A 14,915-nucleotide genomic window follows, 5' to 3' on the forward strand; every position below is an offset into this window, starting at 1 on the left:
GGATACAGTTAAGACGGCGTGCGAGGCCGTCTTATATAATAAGGTGTGCGTAACCGGCACACCCAAGGGCGCAAAGCCCTACATCTGCCCGCAAGGGGCAGTCTCAAAAAGTCAAAATGTCGTTTGGAGCTTGTCCGTAGATACCGCTCCGCATCGGGATTACGTCCCGATTATTTCCGTTCAACCGGCCGCTTGACCCGGACGCACACGCGCTACCCGGTTAGTCGGCCTTTTTTCTTTCAGGCATGTTGACGATGCCCCGTACCGTTTGTCCGATTTACCCAAAGGCTCCCACGCCTTTTCTACGCCTGCCGCCGTCTGTCTGCATCTAGAGGCTCCGAAGGCCGGTACTACGTTAAATTCAGCCCCAAACGGCCGCGCCATACCCTTTGCACACAGACTGCGTCAGGGAATGGGGGTAAACGGCACCCTGAACGACTGCGGCACCGACGGCGCAGCGGCACGGGCGATTGGAGGCTGGTTGTTAAAGATCTTTGTTGCTGATATATTAGCCATAGGTAACAAATTTTGCAAGAAAAATATTAGCCTAGGCTAATATTTTACATTTCAATTAGCTTATCTGTTTGAATTTTATCAAAATTTTTTTTATCCAAAAAATAAAAGCCCCGAAACATCGGGGCTTTTATCCAAAAAAATTCATCACTTTCTTACAACTTCAGCTAATAAGGCTTTCTTAATGGAAGAGAAAGTCGAATGTTACAGTACCTGAGTAACAGAGAAGCTCGAAAAATCTATCTTCAAAAACAGTTTCTGATTTCATAATAATGTGTTTCAAATTATTAAAATCTCTGAAATATCTGAGACTGCCCAAGAAGAACCTTTCCAACTACTACCATATTGGACTTATCTTTCGGGGCAATTTCCCAGCTCCGATACTGACGATTATCAGAAATAACCAGTAAATTACTACCGGCCATTTGCAATCTTTTTAAATGCAGATGGTTTTTTACCATAAAAAGATAAATGCCATCACCATCATAACGATTGATTGAAATATCCACAAATACCAAGTCGCCCGGTTCTAAAGTACCAGACATGTTATCTACTTTAATATTAGTCAATCTCAGGCTGCTTGGGTTTCTTGCTGCAAATATTCTTCTATATTGATCTTCAGTGTATTCAATATACGAAATATTGGCCGCAATATCTGAGGTATTAATCAGATATTGCCCAAGAATATCATCAGCCAACATTTTAACTGTATATGGTGAAGTAGCTACTTCATGAGGCTTCATATCTCCGTTTGTATCTGCCCAAAATCCTTTACCGCTGGCCAACCAGTCGGGATCGCATTCCAAAAATTCAGATGCACGAAGCAAATTCTGCCCTTGAAGTGTCTTAGTGCCTCCATTCAACCATTTAGACACTGATGGCGGCTTGATTTTGCAATACTTGGCTAAATCAGCTTGGGTTTTTCCCAAATCAGCCAAACGATTTTTGATTCTATCAGCAAGTGTATTCATTTTTTGATTATCGCCGTCTGGAGTTTTCCTTTGGGAAACCATCATCACTCAATTATTGATTTATTTATTAGCCATAGGTAACATACAGTTAAAATTTCCAAATTTCGGGAGTTTCCTCAATGAGCAAATACACATTACAAGAATGGCTGAAGCAACGCCGTGGTCGAGTTACCGAAATGGCTAAGGATCTGAACATTAATTACACATGGATTTCTCAAATTGCTAGTGGGCGGAAAAAAGCCCCTCTTGAGACCGCAATCAAAATTTCTGCATACACACAAAATGAGGTAACTGTAGAAGCGATAGCCGCCGCCTATAAGCCTAAAAAGTAGGAGAAATTAATGCTCATCGCCGACCTGCGCCCCTACCTCGAAAACAAATTCATCCAAGTCTTCAATGAATTTATGCCCCTGTGCGCGCACGATTTTCAGACGGCCTCGTTCCTCTCAAACCTGTTTTGGTGGAGCGATGTAGCCGACAAAGAACCGCACCGGCAGGGCTGGCTTTATAAGACCGCATCAGACCTGAAAGCAGAGCTGGGCATGACCCGCCGCGCCTACGAAAAGGCGCGCCGCATCCTGCTGGAATCGGGTTTGGTGCAGTACCGGCGCGGCGGCATACACGGCAAGATGCACTGGCAGCTCAACCGCGAGGTGCTGCTAGCCAAAATCTGCGAACTGCGCGGCGTTCCAGTGCCGGAAGTGGCGGGCAAGCACCACTTCGACCGAGACAATTTCCGTCTGCCGAAATTCATCCCGCTCAAACTGTGGCACGACTGGCTGGACATGGTGGCGGAAAAAGGCAAGAAGACCGGCAACAGTATGAAAAAAACCGCCGTCAAACAATTGGCGGCACTGCACCATAAAAAGCTGGATCTGAAGCCGGTGATGGAAAAATCGATCTTGAAAGGCTGGGAAGGTTTCTTCTCCAACGACGGCCAAACTTCCGGGCCGTCTGAAAAATCCGCACGGGAACAGGCTGCACAGGTGGAGCGTGAACTGGCCGAACAGGCTGCCGCCCGAAAACCGCCGACACCGCCGCCGGATAAGTCTGCCGTGGAACATAACGCCGGCTATCGGGGCATACAGAAATTTCTTAAAAAGAAAGGTTTGAAATCAGCGCAATAAGGTCTGAAGCCTTATTGCGCTTTGGTGCCGGCCAAGCCCGCTCAAAATCCGTCTTCACCCTGCTTTCGGGCTTACCTCGGGCAGTTTTTTACGGCTGATGCGCTGCATCGGCCGTTTTTTTATGCTGTTTCGATGATTTTAAGACTTCAAGCCGTCTGAAAAGCCTTTTTAGCTTTCTGGAAACCTGTTTTCGGGCATTCCGACCGCCGTTTTGATAACCTTGAAAAGTATTTTAAAATCATGTCTTTGTACATTTTGAGCAAAGTACTTCGTACAAATGGGGCAAAGGTCTTTGTACGCAGGGGGCAATCCCTATACAGAAAACACGTTCAGAGACCACCTTCAGATAGATAAAGGCCATGCGGCCTGATGATTTTTTAATCGGTTTGTTTTTTATTGTGGAGATAGCCGTTTAGGGGCTTTTGAGGGGGAGATATACACGGGTTTTGTGGATAAGTCGGTTTGCTTGGTATGTGTACATAAAACCTGTACAATTAAATCTTAATTAAATTGGAGACGAAAAATGGATACCGTAGTCAGCTACACCGCCGCCCGCGAAGACTTGGCCAATATCATGACCAGAGTTTGCGAAGACCATGTGGTAACCCACATTACCCGCAGAAACGGCGGCAACTGCATTTTGATGTCGGAAGAAGAATACAACTCGATTATGGAGACGCTTTATCTGTTTGGAAATCCGGTCAATGCGGCCCGTTTGGAACAATCCATCGGCGAAGCCGAACAAGGTCAATTTGCAGAGGTAGAGCTGTGAAGGCACACCGTTTCACACAAAGTGCGGCAGAAGACTTGGCGTATTGGAAAAAACACGATTTGAAGAAAGTCGGTCGCATCAAAGCCCTGCTGGACGATATTAAGGCCAACCACCCGAGGGGAATCGGCAAACCGGAACCGCTGCGCCATCAAAAATCGGGCTTATGGTCGCGACGGATAGACCGTGAACACAGGTTGGTTTATTCCGTTGAAGAAGACACTGTTACCGTTTATGCCTGCCGTTATCATTATGAACGTTGAAGCGTTTTAAAGCCGTCTGGAGTTTCAGCCGGCTTTTTTATTTAAAACATTTCTTCAGGGTTAATTGGTTTTTGCCAGTCAAATTTTTGGGAATTCAAGGGTTGTTCAGGAATAATGGCTGGCTTTTCGGTTTCAGAAAAGGCCATCTGTTTTTTTGTTAATTGATTAACATTGTTGGATGTGCCCGCCAATTTTTCAGTTTCCGAATCCGGTTTTTTCAGCCGGGTTCTGATAAATCGGTTTAAAGCCTGTTGGCTTACTGTTACATTTTTCTTTTCAAGCAAAAACTGCAATATCAGTTTTTCGGCAAATCCCAATTGCTTCATTTTTAAAATTTCACCTTTGTATGGTTCCAACACGGAACGCTTCCCTGAGCTCAATTTATCCCCGTGCGTTTTGATGAAATCGTCCAAATCACTCATACAAGCCTCCTACAACATTAATACAACTTGTTTTACAACTCAAACAATATTAAAACAACCATTATACAAATTAAAACAACAAAAAACAACTAAAATAAATTATTTACAACAAGTTTTACAACATAAATTACAACTATAAAACAACAAATACAACTTTTATACAACATAAATACAACTATAAAAAACCAATACAATATCTATACAACATCAGTACAAACAAAAAACAACAAATACTCCCCTCCGCGCGTACTTCCTCCTTCAAAAACGGATATTTCCTAAGAAAGAAGTGTATTTCTGCTAGAACGCAGGATAGGCCGCTGCCGACAAAGCGACCCCGCCGAAATTCCGCCCCAAAGGGCGGAAACGCCGCAGAGCGGCTGAAGGTTTGAACAACCATCGGGGGCAGTCGCCGCCGTGTTGTTGGTTGATGTCTAAATTTCAAAGCGCAAAAAGTCCAGACCAAGACGAGTGTCTTTGCGCGTCTTCCACCTTTTCCACCACGCCACAGAGGGCGTACCGGACAAAGATGAAAGCCGCACAAAGCCAGTCTGGACTTTTTGCGCTTTGAAATTTTTTACGACATCACAACACGGCGGCAACTGCCCCCGATGGTTGTTTATTTATGAACGAACCTTTGTGAAAGGAGTATCGATGGGACTGGATATGTACGGCTATACCATGCGTGCCGAATTTGTCGGCGACCGTCAGACCGATGTTAATGTGCGTGAAGAAGAACAGGAACAGGCAGGGCTTACCCATTTTGCCTACTGGCGCAAATTCAATCATCTGCATGGCTGGATGGAAAAGCTGTATCGGGAGAAAGGCGGCAGCAAAGAATCGTTCAACTGCTGCACCGTTCGGCTGGAACTGGAAGACTTGGTACGGTTGGAAGCGGATTTAGACGGCGGGAAACTGGAGCATACGCCCGGCTTTCTTTTCGGCGGCGAAGAAATCTACCCTGAAGACATCGCCGACACCAAAGTCTTTATTGAAAACGCGCGTGCCGCCATTGCCGCAGGGCTGGCTGTGTTCTATGACAGTTGGTGGTAAGGCGTTTGAAACTCTGTTTTTCAGACGGCCTTCAGGCCGTCTGAAACAGGCTTTGGAGAATGAATACTATGGAAAATAACTATCAAGAATTAGCCAAACATTTCAGGGCGTTTGGTTCAGCATTTCGGACTACCGACGTATTCAGGGACTTTATCGAGTTGACGGCCATCACGCTGATAAACCAATACGCGTTTGACGAACAATGGAACGAACGGGAAAACCGTTATCACGAAATCCGTCAGAAATATGCCGAAGATGATTTCAGGCGTTTTCCCAAAATATTGGCGGCGTTGATAGCGGCCGTTTCGGAATCGAAACGACAGGGTACTTTTGATGATGTTTTAGGCCGTCTGTATATGAATTTGAATTTGGGCAATCCCGACAGCGGCCAGTATTTCACGCCGTACAGCATCAGCAAACTGATGTCGGGTCTTGTTGCCCAAGACCTGCCCGAAAAGCTGGATACTCAAAAGTTCGTCAGCGTTTTGGAACCTGCCTGCGGCAGCGGGGCGAACCTGATTGCTTTTGCCGAGCAGGTTCAGGAATTGGGTCATATCCCTGCACAACGAGTGGCAGCGATGGGCGTAGATATTGATGTGCTGTGTGTATGGATGTGCTACATCCAATGCCAGCTTTACCGCATTCCCGCAAAAATCGTGCATGGCGACAGCCTGACCTGTGAATTTTGGTCTGCTTGGTGTACTTCCGACTGGGTATATGGCGGTTTTGCACAAGCGATGGCGGAGAAGGTGGCTCAAGAAAAGGCTGCCGATGGCGCAGAACCGCCTTCAACGCCTGCTTCCCCTGCATCACTGGCACTTGAAGAACAGCTTGTCTTGTTCTGACGCGTTCAGACGGCCTGAAGGCCGTCTGAACCCAAGAAAGGAAAACGAAATGAAATACCGATTTGAATACGATAAATACGGTTGCCGCCTGATGGTGGCGGAACTGGATGATGAACTTGACTGTATCAACTGCACCGATGAAGACCTTGACTGTTTGGGCGGATACTACCGAGACATGACCGTCATTTTCGACATAGACCTTTACTGCCGCCTGTATCAAATGCTGATGGCGGCGGGCGATGACCGTAAGCGGGTCAAGGTTTATATGGATGCGACGATACGGAGTGTCAGCGGCTCGTTTGAATATGCGCTGATGGGCTGTTGTCTGGAAATCTGTTTTTACGGCAGTTTTGACGTGGAGGCGCATTGGTTTTGGCAGAACACGAACATTGATTTTATTGTGGCATTGGTATTTCCGCCCGAATTTTACGCCGACCCTGCCGCTTGGTTTGAACGGGAAACCAAAGCGAAGGGCATTAAAAACCATGAAAGAGGATGGGATGATGAGTGAAGAAAAAAACAGGGTGGGACATATCGTGTCCCTGATTGAAGCACTCGAGCCGAGACAGATACGCGACGTATTCATCACGATGTGGCGCGATGTTGAAGACTTGAATGAAGGTTTGACGGCAGATGACTGCATTGAGATTTTCGCGGGTGCGTTAAAAGGCAGTTCGGATTTTACCTACGATTTGCTGAAGCAGACCTGTGATGACTACGGTGTCGGTACGATGACGGAAACATTCGCTTTGCTGCCGCGCAGGGAGTATGACAAATTGTTTTCAGACTGCTTAAAAGGTGAAATTCCTGAAGGTGTTCGGCTGGATACTCAAGCACTCATTAACCTTTTGATGCTTGAAAACGTAGCCAATGTTGAAGCCAGTATCCGAAAAGGTTGTATCAATGCTACACATTTTATGGGTTCGGACATGAAATTTATTTATGATTCAGGTATTGATGATGAAGAAATTCAATGGAAAGTAGAAGATTTTAAGACTGCTTATGCTGGGACTTGGTGGACAATCGACATAATCGTTCACCACTAAGCGGATGAAAAGAGGCCGTCTGAAGAACAGGTTTATCTTTCAGACGGCCTTTTTGAAGAAAGGATACGGTGGCCAAAGCCAGCGGCAGCCGCCGAAAAAATCCCGCCGCAGCCCCGTTACCGCCTCTCAAGGTTCGGCAGAAACGGCCCCACACCCCCAAGAAAAAAACAGACTCAGGCGGCTTTTCCGGCATCTTCGACAGCCTGCAAAACCGCCACGCCTGTTTTTTCTTGCCCCCTACGGCGGGATTTTTATGAGCAAATTCTTTCTGATAAAACAGATTTTGCTTTTTTGAAAATAGTTGCCATTTGTCATTTGTAAAGATATATTATGCCGTTCGCAAAACAGCATACTTATCCGCCACCGCAGCACCTTCCGCCTTTTTTGATGTGAAATATGAAATCTTTCCCGCCACTTCTACTTAAAGTCATCGTACTGACTGCTTCGCTTCCTTTGTTTCCCGTATATGCTGCCGCCTCAGACACTCATGAAAACGAACTGATCCGTGCAGAGCAACGCCAACAGAATCTGCAAAACCAATTACAGTCCGAAACCGATGTCCGTTTAGATATGCCGTCTGAACAGGTTTCTTACACTCTTTCTGAAGATGAAACACCTTGTACCAAAGTGACGGGAATTGGGTTAGATGAAAATTCCGACCGTCAATTCTCTTTTTTGCCGGCTGCCGTCATACGCCAAACAGCTTTCAAACCGGGAATATGCTTAGGCGGAAACAACCTTCAGAGGCTTCAGAAAGCTGCACAACATGTATTGCTGGCTCAGGGGTACATCACTTCTCAGGCAGTTATCTGGCCTCAGGATATGGCTGACGGGATATTGAAATTAGACGTGGCGGCAGGCAGAACAGGCATGATCCGTTATCAGGAAAAACGGGGAGAACAACCGGCAGAAGGAAGCGTCGGTGCATTTGCAAATAAATTCCCCCTGCATGAAAACAAAGTTCTGAATCTGCGTGATATTGAACAGGGTCTGGAAAACCTGCGCCGTTTGCCGAGCGTTGAGGCGGATATTCAGATTGTGCCGTCTGAAGAAGAAGGGAAAAGCGATCTGCTGGTCAGCTGGCAGCAGGATAAGCCCGTACGGTTCAGCATCGGCATCGATGATTCAGGCAGCAAATCTACCGGCAAATATCAGGGAAATGCGGCCGTGTCGTTCGACAATCCTTTGGGCTTAAGCGACTTGTTTTATGTTTCCTACGGGCGCGGTTTGGCACACAAAACCGACTTGACCGACGAAGCCGGTACGGAAACCGAAAGCGGCTCCAGAAGTTACAGCGTGCATTATTCGGTGCCGTTTAAAAAGTGGCTGCTCTCCTTCAACCACAGCGGCTACCGCTATCACGAGGCGACCGAAGGCTATACCGTCAATTACGACTACAACGGCAAGCAATACCACAGCAATCTTGCTGCTGAACGCTTGGTTTGGCGCAACGGCAGCCATAAAACCACTGCCGCCGTCAAATTATGGACGCGGCAGACTTATAAATACATCGATGACACGGAAATCGAAGTACAACGCCGCCGTACCGCAGGCTGGGAAGCCGAACTGCGTCACAAAGCGTTTTTAGGCCGTTGGCAACTGGACGGCAGATTATCCTACAAACGCGGCACCGGTATGCGGCAAAGTATGCCCGCACCGGAAGAAGACGGCGGTATCGATACCATTGCAGGCACTTCCCGCATGAAGGTCATTATAGCCGGCCTGGACGCAGCCGCCCCGTTTATTTTGGGTAAACAGCAGTTTTCATACGAAACCTCAATCCATTCCCAATGGAACAAAACCCCCTTGGTCGCACAGGACAAACTTTCTATCGGCAGCCACTATACCGTTCGCGGATTTGACGGTGAACAGAGCCTTTCCGGAGAGCGCGGTTTCTACTGGCAGAACACTTTGGGCTGGCATTTCCATCCGCGCCATCAGTTTTATCTCGGTTTGGACTATGGCCGCATCTCGGGCGAAAGTGCCAAATATGCTTCGGGCAACCGGCTGACGGGGGCAGTAGCAGGCTTTAGAGGAAGTCATAAAGTAGGCGGCATGTTTTCTTATGATCTGTTTGCCGGCAAACCGCTGCAGAAACCCGAAGGCTTTCAGACGGCTAATACTGTTTACGGCTTCGGACTCAATTACAGTTTTTAATGCGGGATGACACGATTGCGTTTTTACCGTGAGGCGAAGACTAAAACCGGCAAAAAGATATTTAACACAAGCAGACTTTCAGACGGCCTTTTATGCCGTCTGAAAACACATTATTCAAGCGAACACCAATCAATTTAAAGGGACTATTCAAATGAACAAGGGTTTATACCGTACCGTTTTCAGTAAAAAGCACGGCACTATGGTCGCCGTTGCCGAAACTACCAACAGCCAGGGTAAAGGCAAACAGGCAGGAACTTCCGCTCCGGCTTCGCCACAAATTTCAGACGGCCTTTACGGCAAACTCAAAACCACGCTTAAAACCTTGGTCTGCTCATTGGTTTCCGTCAGTATAGTATTGCCTGCCCACGCACAAATCATTACCGATAAAACCGCGCCCAAAAACCAGCAGGCCGTTATTCTCAAAACCAATACCGGTGCGCCGTTGGTCAATATCCAAACGCCCAATGCCAAAGGGCTGAGCCACAACCGCTATACACAGTTCGATGTCGACGCTAAAGGCGCTGTACTGAACAACGACCGGAACAACAACCCGTTCCTTGCCAAAGGAAGCGCACAATTGATTTTGAATGAGGTACGCGGGGTCGCCAGTAAGCTCAACGGCATCCTTACCGTAGGCGGACAGAAAGCCGACGTGATTATCGCCAACCCCAACGGCATTACCGTCAACGGCGGCGGCTTTAAAAACGTCGGCCGCGGTATTTTAACTACCGGCACACCCCAAATCGGCAAAGACGGGGCTTTGACAGGATTTGATGTGCGCCAAGGCGTAGTAACGGTCGGTCAGGCAGGCTGGAACGATAAAGGCGGAGCCGACTACACCGAAGTGCTCGCCCGCGCGGTCGCCTTGCAGGGCAAATTACAGGGTAAAAACCTGGCGGTTTCCACCGGTGCGCAGAAAGTGGATTATGCCAGCGGCGAAATCAGTGCAGGTACGGCAGCGGGTACGAAACCTGCCGTCGCCCTCGATACCGCTGCGCTGGGCGGTATGTACGCCGACAGCATTACCCTGATTGCCAATGAAAAAGGCGTGGGTGTAAAAAATGCCGGCACGTTGGAAGCGGCCAAACAGTTGATTGTCACTTCATCAGGGCGGATTGAAAATACTGGCCGAATTGCCACTACTGCCGACAGTACCGAGGCGTCGCCGACTTATCTGAGCATCGAAACCACCGAAAAAGGCTCCGGCAATGCGTTTATTTCCGACGGCGGCAAGGTTGAAAGTAAAGGTTTGCTCGTTATTGAGACGGGCGAAGACATTGGCTTGCGTAACGGTGCCGTCGTCCAAAACAATGGCAGCCGCCCTGCTGCTACGGTATTAAATGCCGGCCGTAATTTGGTTATCGAAAGCAAAGCAAATGTGAACAATGCCAAAGGTTCGACCAATCTGTCGGCCGGCGGCCGTACCGTCATCAAGGATGCCGGTATTCAGACTGGCACTACCATATACAGTTCCAGCAAAGGCAACGCCGAATTAGGCAATAACACACGCATTACTGGGGCAGATGTTACCGTATTGTCCAACGGCACCATCAGCAGTTCCGCCGTAATAGATGCCAAAGACACCACACACATCGAAGCAGGCAAACCGCTTTCTTTGGAAGCTTCAACAGTTACCTCCGATATCCGCTTAAACGGAGGCAGTATCAAGGGCGGCAAGCAGCTTGCTTTACTGGCAGACGATAACATTACTGCCAAAACTACCAATCTGAATACTCCCGGCAATCTGTATGTTCATACAGGTAAAGATCTGAATTTGAATGTTGATAAAGATTTGTCTGCCGCCAGCATCCATTTGAAATCGGATAATGCTGCCAATATTACCGGTTCCGGTAAAACCCTGACTGTCTCAAAAGACATTGGCGTGCAGGCAGGCTCGCTGAATGTCAGCAATACCAATCTGCGTACCAACTCAGGCAATCTGCACATTCAAGCTGCCAAAGGCAATATTCAACTGCGCAATACCAAGCTGGATGCAGGTCAAAATCTTGATGCGGCCGCATTGCAGGGCAATATCGTTTCAGACGGCCTTCATGCTGTTTCTGCAGACGGTCATGTATCCTTATTGGCCAACGGTAATGCCGACTTTACCGGTCACAATACCCTGACAGCCAAGGCCGATGTCAATGCAGGATCGGTTGGTAAAGGCCGTCTGAAAGCAGACAATACCAATATCACTTCATCTTCAGGAGATATTACGTTGGTTGCCGGCAACGGTATTCAGCTTGGTGACGGAAAACAACGCAATTCAATCAACGGAAAACACATCAGCATCAAAAACAACGGTGGTAATGCCGACTTAAAAAACCTTAACGTCCATGCCAAAAGCGGGGCATTGAACATTCATTCCGACCGGGCATTGAGCATAGAAAATACCAAGCTGGAGTCTACCCATAATACGCATCTTAATGCACAACACGAGCGGGTAACGCTCAACCAAGTAGATGCCTACGCACACCGTCATCTAAGCATTACCGGCAGCCAGATTTGGCAAAACGACAAACTGCCTTCTGCCAACAAGCTGGTGGCTAACGGTGTATTGGCACTCAATGCGCGCTATTCCCAAATTGCCGACAACACCACGCTGAGAGCGGGTGCAATCAACCTTACTGCCGGTACCGCCTTAGTCAAGCGCGGCAACATCAATTGGAGTACCGTTTCGACCAAAACTTTGGAAGATAATGCCGAATTAAAACCATTGGCCGGACGGCTGAATATTGAAGCAGGTAGCGGCACATTAACCATCGAACCTGCCAACCGCATCAGTGCGCATACCGACCTGAGCATCAAAACAGGCGGAAAATTGCTGTTGTCTGCAAAAGGAGGAAATGCAGGTGCGCCTAGTGCTCAAGTTTCCTCATTGGAAGCAAAAGGCAATATCCGTCTGGTTACAGGAGAAACAGATTTAAGAGGTTCTAAAATCACAGCAGGTAAAAACTTGGTTGTCGCCACCACCAAAGGCAAGTTGAATATCGAAGCCGTAAACAACTCATTCAGCAATTATTTTCCAACCCAAAAGGCAGCCGAACTCAACCAAAAATCCAAAGAATTGGAACAGCAGATTGCGCAGTTGAAAAAAAGCTCGCCTAAAAGCAAGCTGATTCCAACCCTGCAAGAAGAACGCGACCGTCTCGCTTTCTATATTCAAGCCATCAACAAGGAAGTTAAAGGTAAAAAACCCAAAGGCAAAGAATACCTGCAAGCCAAGCTTTCTGCACAAAATATTGACTTGATTTCCGCACAAGGCATCGAAATCAGCGGTTCCGATATTACCGCTTCCAAAAAACTGAACCTTCACGCCGCAGGCGTATTGCCAAAGGCAGCAGATTCAGAGGCGGCTGCTATTCTGATTGACGGCATGACCGACCAATATGAAATTGGCAAGCCCACCTACAAGAGCCACTACGACAAAGCTGCTCTGAACAAGCCTTCACGTTTGACCGGACGTACGGGGGTAAGTATCCATGCAGCTGCGGCACTCGATGATGCGCGTATTATTATCGGTGCATCCGAAATCAAAGCTCCCTCAGGCAGCATAGACCTCAAAGCCCATAGTGATATTGTACTGGAGGCAGGACAAAACGATGCCTATACCTTCTTAAAAACCAAAGGTAAAAGCGGCAAAATCATCAGAAAAACCAAGTTTACCAGTACCCGCGACCACCTGATTATGCCCGCCCCCGTCGAGCTGACCGCCAACGGTATCACGCTTCAGGCAGGCGGCAACATCGAAGCCAACACCACCCGCTTCAACGCCCCTGCAGGTAAAGTTACCCTGGTTGCAGGTGAAGAGCTGCAACTGCTGGCAGAAGAAGGCATCCACAAGCATGAGTTGGATGTCCAAAAAAGCCGCCGCTTTATCGGCATCAAGGTAGGCAAGAGCAATTACAGTAAAAACGAACTGAACGAAACCAAATTGCCTGTCCGCGTCGTCGCCCAAACTGCAGCCACCCGTTCAGGCTGGGATACCGTGCTCGAAGGTACCGAATTCAAAACCACGCTGGCCGGTGCGGACATTCAGGCAGGTGTAGGCGAAAAAGCCCGTGCCGATGCCAAAATCATTCTTAAAGGCATTGTGAACCGTATCCAGTCGGAAGAAAAATTAGAAACCAACTCAACCGTATGGCAGAAACAGGCCGGACGCGGCAGCACTATCGAAACGCTGAAACTGCCCAGCTTCGAAAGCCCTACTCCGCCCAAACTGACCGCCCCCGGCGGCTACATTGTAGACATTCCCAAAGGCAATCTGAAAACCGAAATCGAAAAGCTGGCCAAACAGCCCGAATACGCCTACCTGAAACAGCTTCAGACGGCCAAGAACGTCGATTGGAAACAGGTGCAGCTTGTCTACGACAAGTGGGACTATAAAGCCGAAGGCCTGACCGGAGCCGGAGCCGCCATTATCGCCCTGGCAGTAGCGGCAGCAACCGGAGGCGTCGGTGCCGGTTTGATCGGTGTAGCACAGGGAACCACATCTGCCGCCATAGCCAATGCAGCATTTACCTCGCTGGCTACCCAAGCTTCCATTTCGCTGGTTAATAACAAAGGCAACGTCGGCAAAACCCTGAAAGAACTGGGCAGAAGCCGTACGGTGAAAAATCTGGTCGTGGCTGCTGCCACCGCAGGCGTATCCAACAAAATCGGCACGTCTGCTTTAGCCAATGTCAGCGACAAGCAGTGGGTCAACAACATGACCGTCAACCTGGCCGACGCAGGCAGTGCCGCGCTGATTAACACCGCCGTTAACGGCGGCAGCCTGAAAGACAATCTGGAAGCGAACATCCTTGCGGCATTGGTCAATACCGCGCATGGAGAGGCGGCCAGTAAGATCAAAGGGCTGGATCAGCACTATGTCGCGCATAAGATTGCCCATGCCGTAGCGGGTTGTGCGGCAGCGGCGGCCAATAAGGGTAAGTGTCAGGACGGTGCGATCGGTGCGGCCGTGGGGGAGATTGTCGGGGAGGCTTTGGTTAAGAATACCGATTTTAGTGGGATGACAGCTTCTGAAATTGAAAAAACCAAAGCGCAAATTACAGCCTATGCGAAGCTGGTCGCAGGAACAACAGTGGGTATTACCGGAGGGAATGTTGATGTTGCGGCGAATGCTGCCGAAACTTCCGTTAAAAATAATGCTTTGGATATTATTTGGGATATTGGTAATCTGATATGGGATGGAGGAAAATGGATTTACGCCAAATCTATCGGTAATGAACAAATGGCACAGGAAGCCGCTATTGATTTTGGTGTGGATGCGGCAACGGCAGTTGTTCCGTTTGCCCCTGCAGGAATGACAAAGATCGGGAGAGGTGGGGCTTATGTTTTAAAGACCGGCGATGAAGTCGTAGATTCTGCAAAAGCCGTACAGGAGATTCAGAAGCAGACCGGAATCAAGCTGACCTATGATAAGGTAAATAAGGTTTGGACGACGCCAGCAGGGTTGGATTATGGTCTTCATCGGAAAGATGGAAACCGAATCAAACATGTTTTGAAGCATACCGTGCCTAATCCAAATAAACGTTTACATACGGTTTTTAACGTATCAAAAAAAGAAGTACTTCCATTGATTGATGAAGCATGGAAAAAGAAAGGTGCTCCTTTGCCTAATGATCCAGCTGCATACGTGGTAGATATGGGAAGAGTAATTGGTACAAATGGGGAAACTAAAATACGTATTGCTATCGAAGCGAAAGGAAGCAATAGAATTGCTTCTGCATATCCTCAAAAATAAGGAAAT

General features: G+C 48.1%; 12 protein-coding genes. 10 read left to right on the forward strand and 2 right to left on the reverse strand.

All coding sequences use genetic code 11. The features are described 5' to 3' along the window. Window positions 1-800: 800 nt before the first annotated feature. Complete coding sequence (locus BG910_RS04745; protein ID WP_089035850.1) at window positions 801-1,529, reverse strand: S24 family peptidase; 729 nt, start codon at window positions 1,527-1,529, stop codon at window positions 801-803. A gap of 74 nt (window positions 1,530-1,603) precedes the next feature. Between BG910_RS04745 and BG910_RS04750 the strand changes: the two genes are divergently transcribed. The 4 genes from BG910_RS04750 to BG910_RS04765 all read left to right on the forward strand — a co-directional run bounded on the left by BG910_RS04750 (window position 1,604) and on the right by BG910_RS04765 (window position 3,643). Continuing rightward, entirely contained in the window at window positions 1,604-1,816 is a 213-nt protein-coding gene (locus BG910_RS04750; RefSeq protein ID WP_089035851.1) for a helix-turn-helix domain-containing protein, read from the forward strand. A 9-nt stretch (window positions 1,817-1,825) separates the two neighbouring features. Further along, a complete protein-coding gene (locus tag BG910_RS04755) occupies window positions 1,826-2,611 on the forward strand; it encodes a hypothetical protein (protein ID WP_089035852.1) in 786 nt (261 codons plus the stop codon). Between the two features lie 523 nt (window positions 2,612-3,134). After that, window positions 3,135-3,383 (forward strand): type II toxin-antitoxin system Phd/YefM family antitoxin, encoded by a 249-nt coding sequence (locus BG910_RS04760; RefSeq protein WP_089035853.1) that lies wholly within the window; start codon window positions 3,135-3,137, stop codon window positions 3,381-3,383. After that, on the forward strand, window positions 3,380-3,643 hold the full coding sequence (locus BG910_RS04765) for a Txe/YoeB family addiction module toxin (RefSeq protein WP_089035854.1): 264 nt from the start codon (window positions 3,380-3,382) through the stop codon (window positions 3,641-3,643). The genes BG910_RS04760 and BG910_RS04765 overlap by 4 nt, the downstream gene beginning before the upstream one ends. 41 nt (window positions 3,644-3,684) lie before the next feature. On the opposite strand, the gene BG910_RS04770 is transcribed toward BG910_RS04765, so the two are convergent. After that, window positions 3,685-4,065 carry a hypothetical protein gene (locus tag BG910_RS04770; protein WP_089035855.1) on the reverse strand — a complete coding sequence of 127 codons (381 nt, stop codon included), beginning with the start codon at window positions 4,063-4,065 and terminating at the stop codon, window positions 3,685-3,687. A gap of 651 nt (window positions 4,066-4,716) precedes the next feature. Here BG910_RS04770 and BG910_RS04775 point away from each other — a divergent pair. The 6 genes from BG910_RS04775 to BG910_RS04805 all read left to right on the forward strand — a co-directional run bounded on the left by BG910_RS04775 (window position 4,717) and on the right by BG910_RS04805 (window position 14,909). After that, window positions 4,717-5,115 (forward strand): phosphoglycerate kinase, encoded by a 399-nt coding sequence (locus BG910_RS04775; RefSeq protein ID WP_198344763.1) that lies wholly within the window; start codon window positions 4,717-4,719, stop codon window positions 5,113-5,115. A gap of 59 nt (window positions 5,116-5,174) precedes the next feature. Next, on the forward strand, window positions 5,175-5,960 hold the full coding sequence (locus BG910_RS04780) for an N-6 DNA methylase (RefSeq protein ID WP_232462166.1): 786 nt from the start codon (window positions 5,175-5,177) through the stop codon (window positions 5,958-5,960). Window positions 5,961-6,009: 49 nt separating this feature from the next. Further along, entirely contained in the window at window positions 6,010-6,471 is a 462-nt protein-coding gene (locus BG910_RS04785; RefSeq protein ID WP_089035857.1) for a hypothetical protein, read from the forward strand. Next, window positions 6,446-7,006, forward strand: coding sequence for a hypothetical protein (locus BG910_RS04790; protein WP_089035858.1), 561 nt, complete (start codon window positions 6,446-6,448; stop codon window positions 7,004-7,006). Before BG910_RS04785 ends, BG910_RS04790 begins: the two co-directional genes overlap by 26 nt. Before the next feature lie 396 nt (window positions 7,007-7,402). Next, window positions 7,403-9,163: a ShlB/FhaC/HecB family hemolysin secretion/activation protein gene (locus BG910_RS04800; RefSeq protein ID WP_089035860.1), complete on the forward strand. Its 1,761-nt coding sequence runs from the start codon at window positions 7,403-7,405 to the stop codon at window positions 9,161-9,163. A 151-nt stretch (window positions 9,164-9,314) separates the two neighbouring features. Continuing rightward, window positions 9,315-14,909 (forward strand): two-partner secretion domain-containing protein, encoded by a 5,595-nt coding sequence (locus BG910_RS04805; protein WP_089035861.1) that lies wholly within the window; start codon window positions 9,315-9,317, stop codon window positions 14,907-14,909. Window positions 14,910-14,915: the final 6 nt, after the last annotated feature.

The sequence above is a fragment of the Neisseria chenwenguii genome (assembly GCF_002216145.1).
GTDB classification, from domain to species: Bacteria; Pseudomonadota; Gammaproteobacteria; order Burkholderiales; family Neisseriaceae; genus Neisseria; species Neisseria chenwenguii.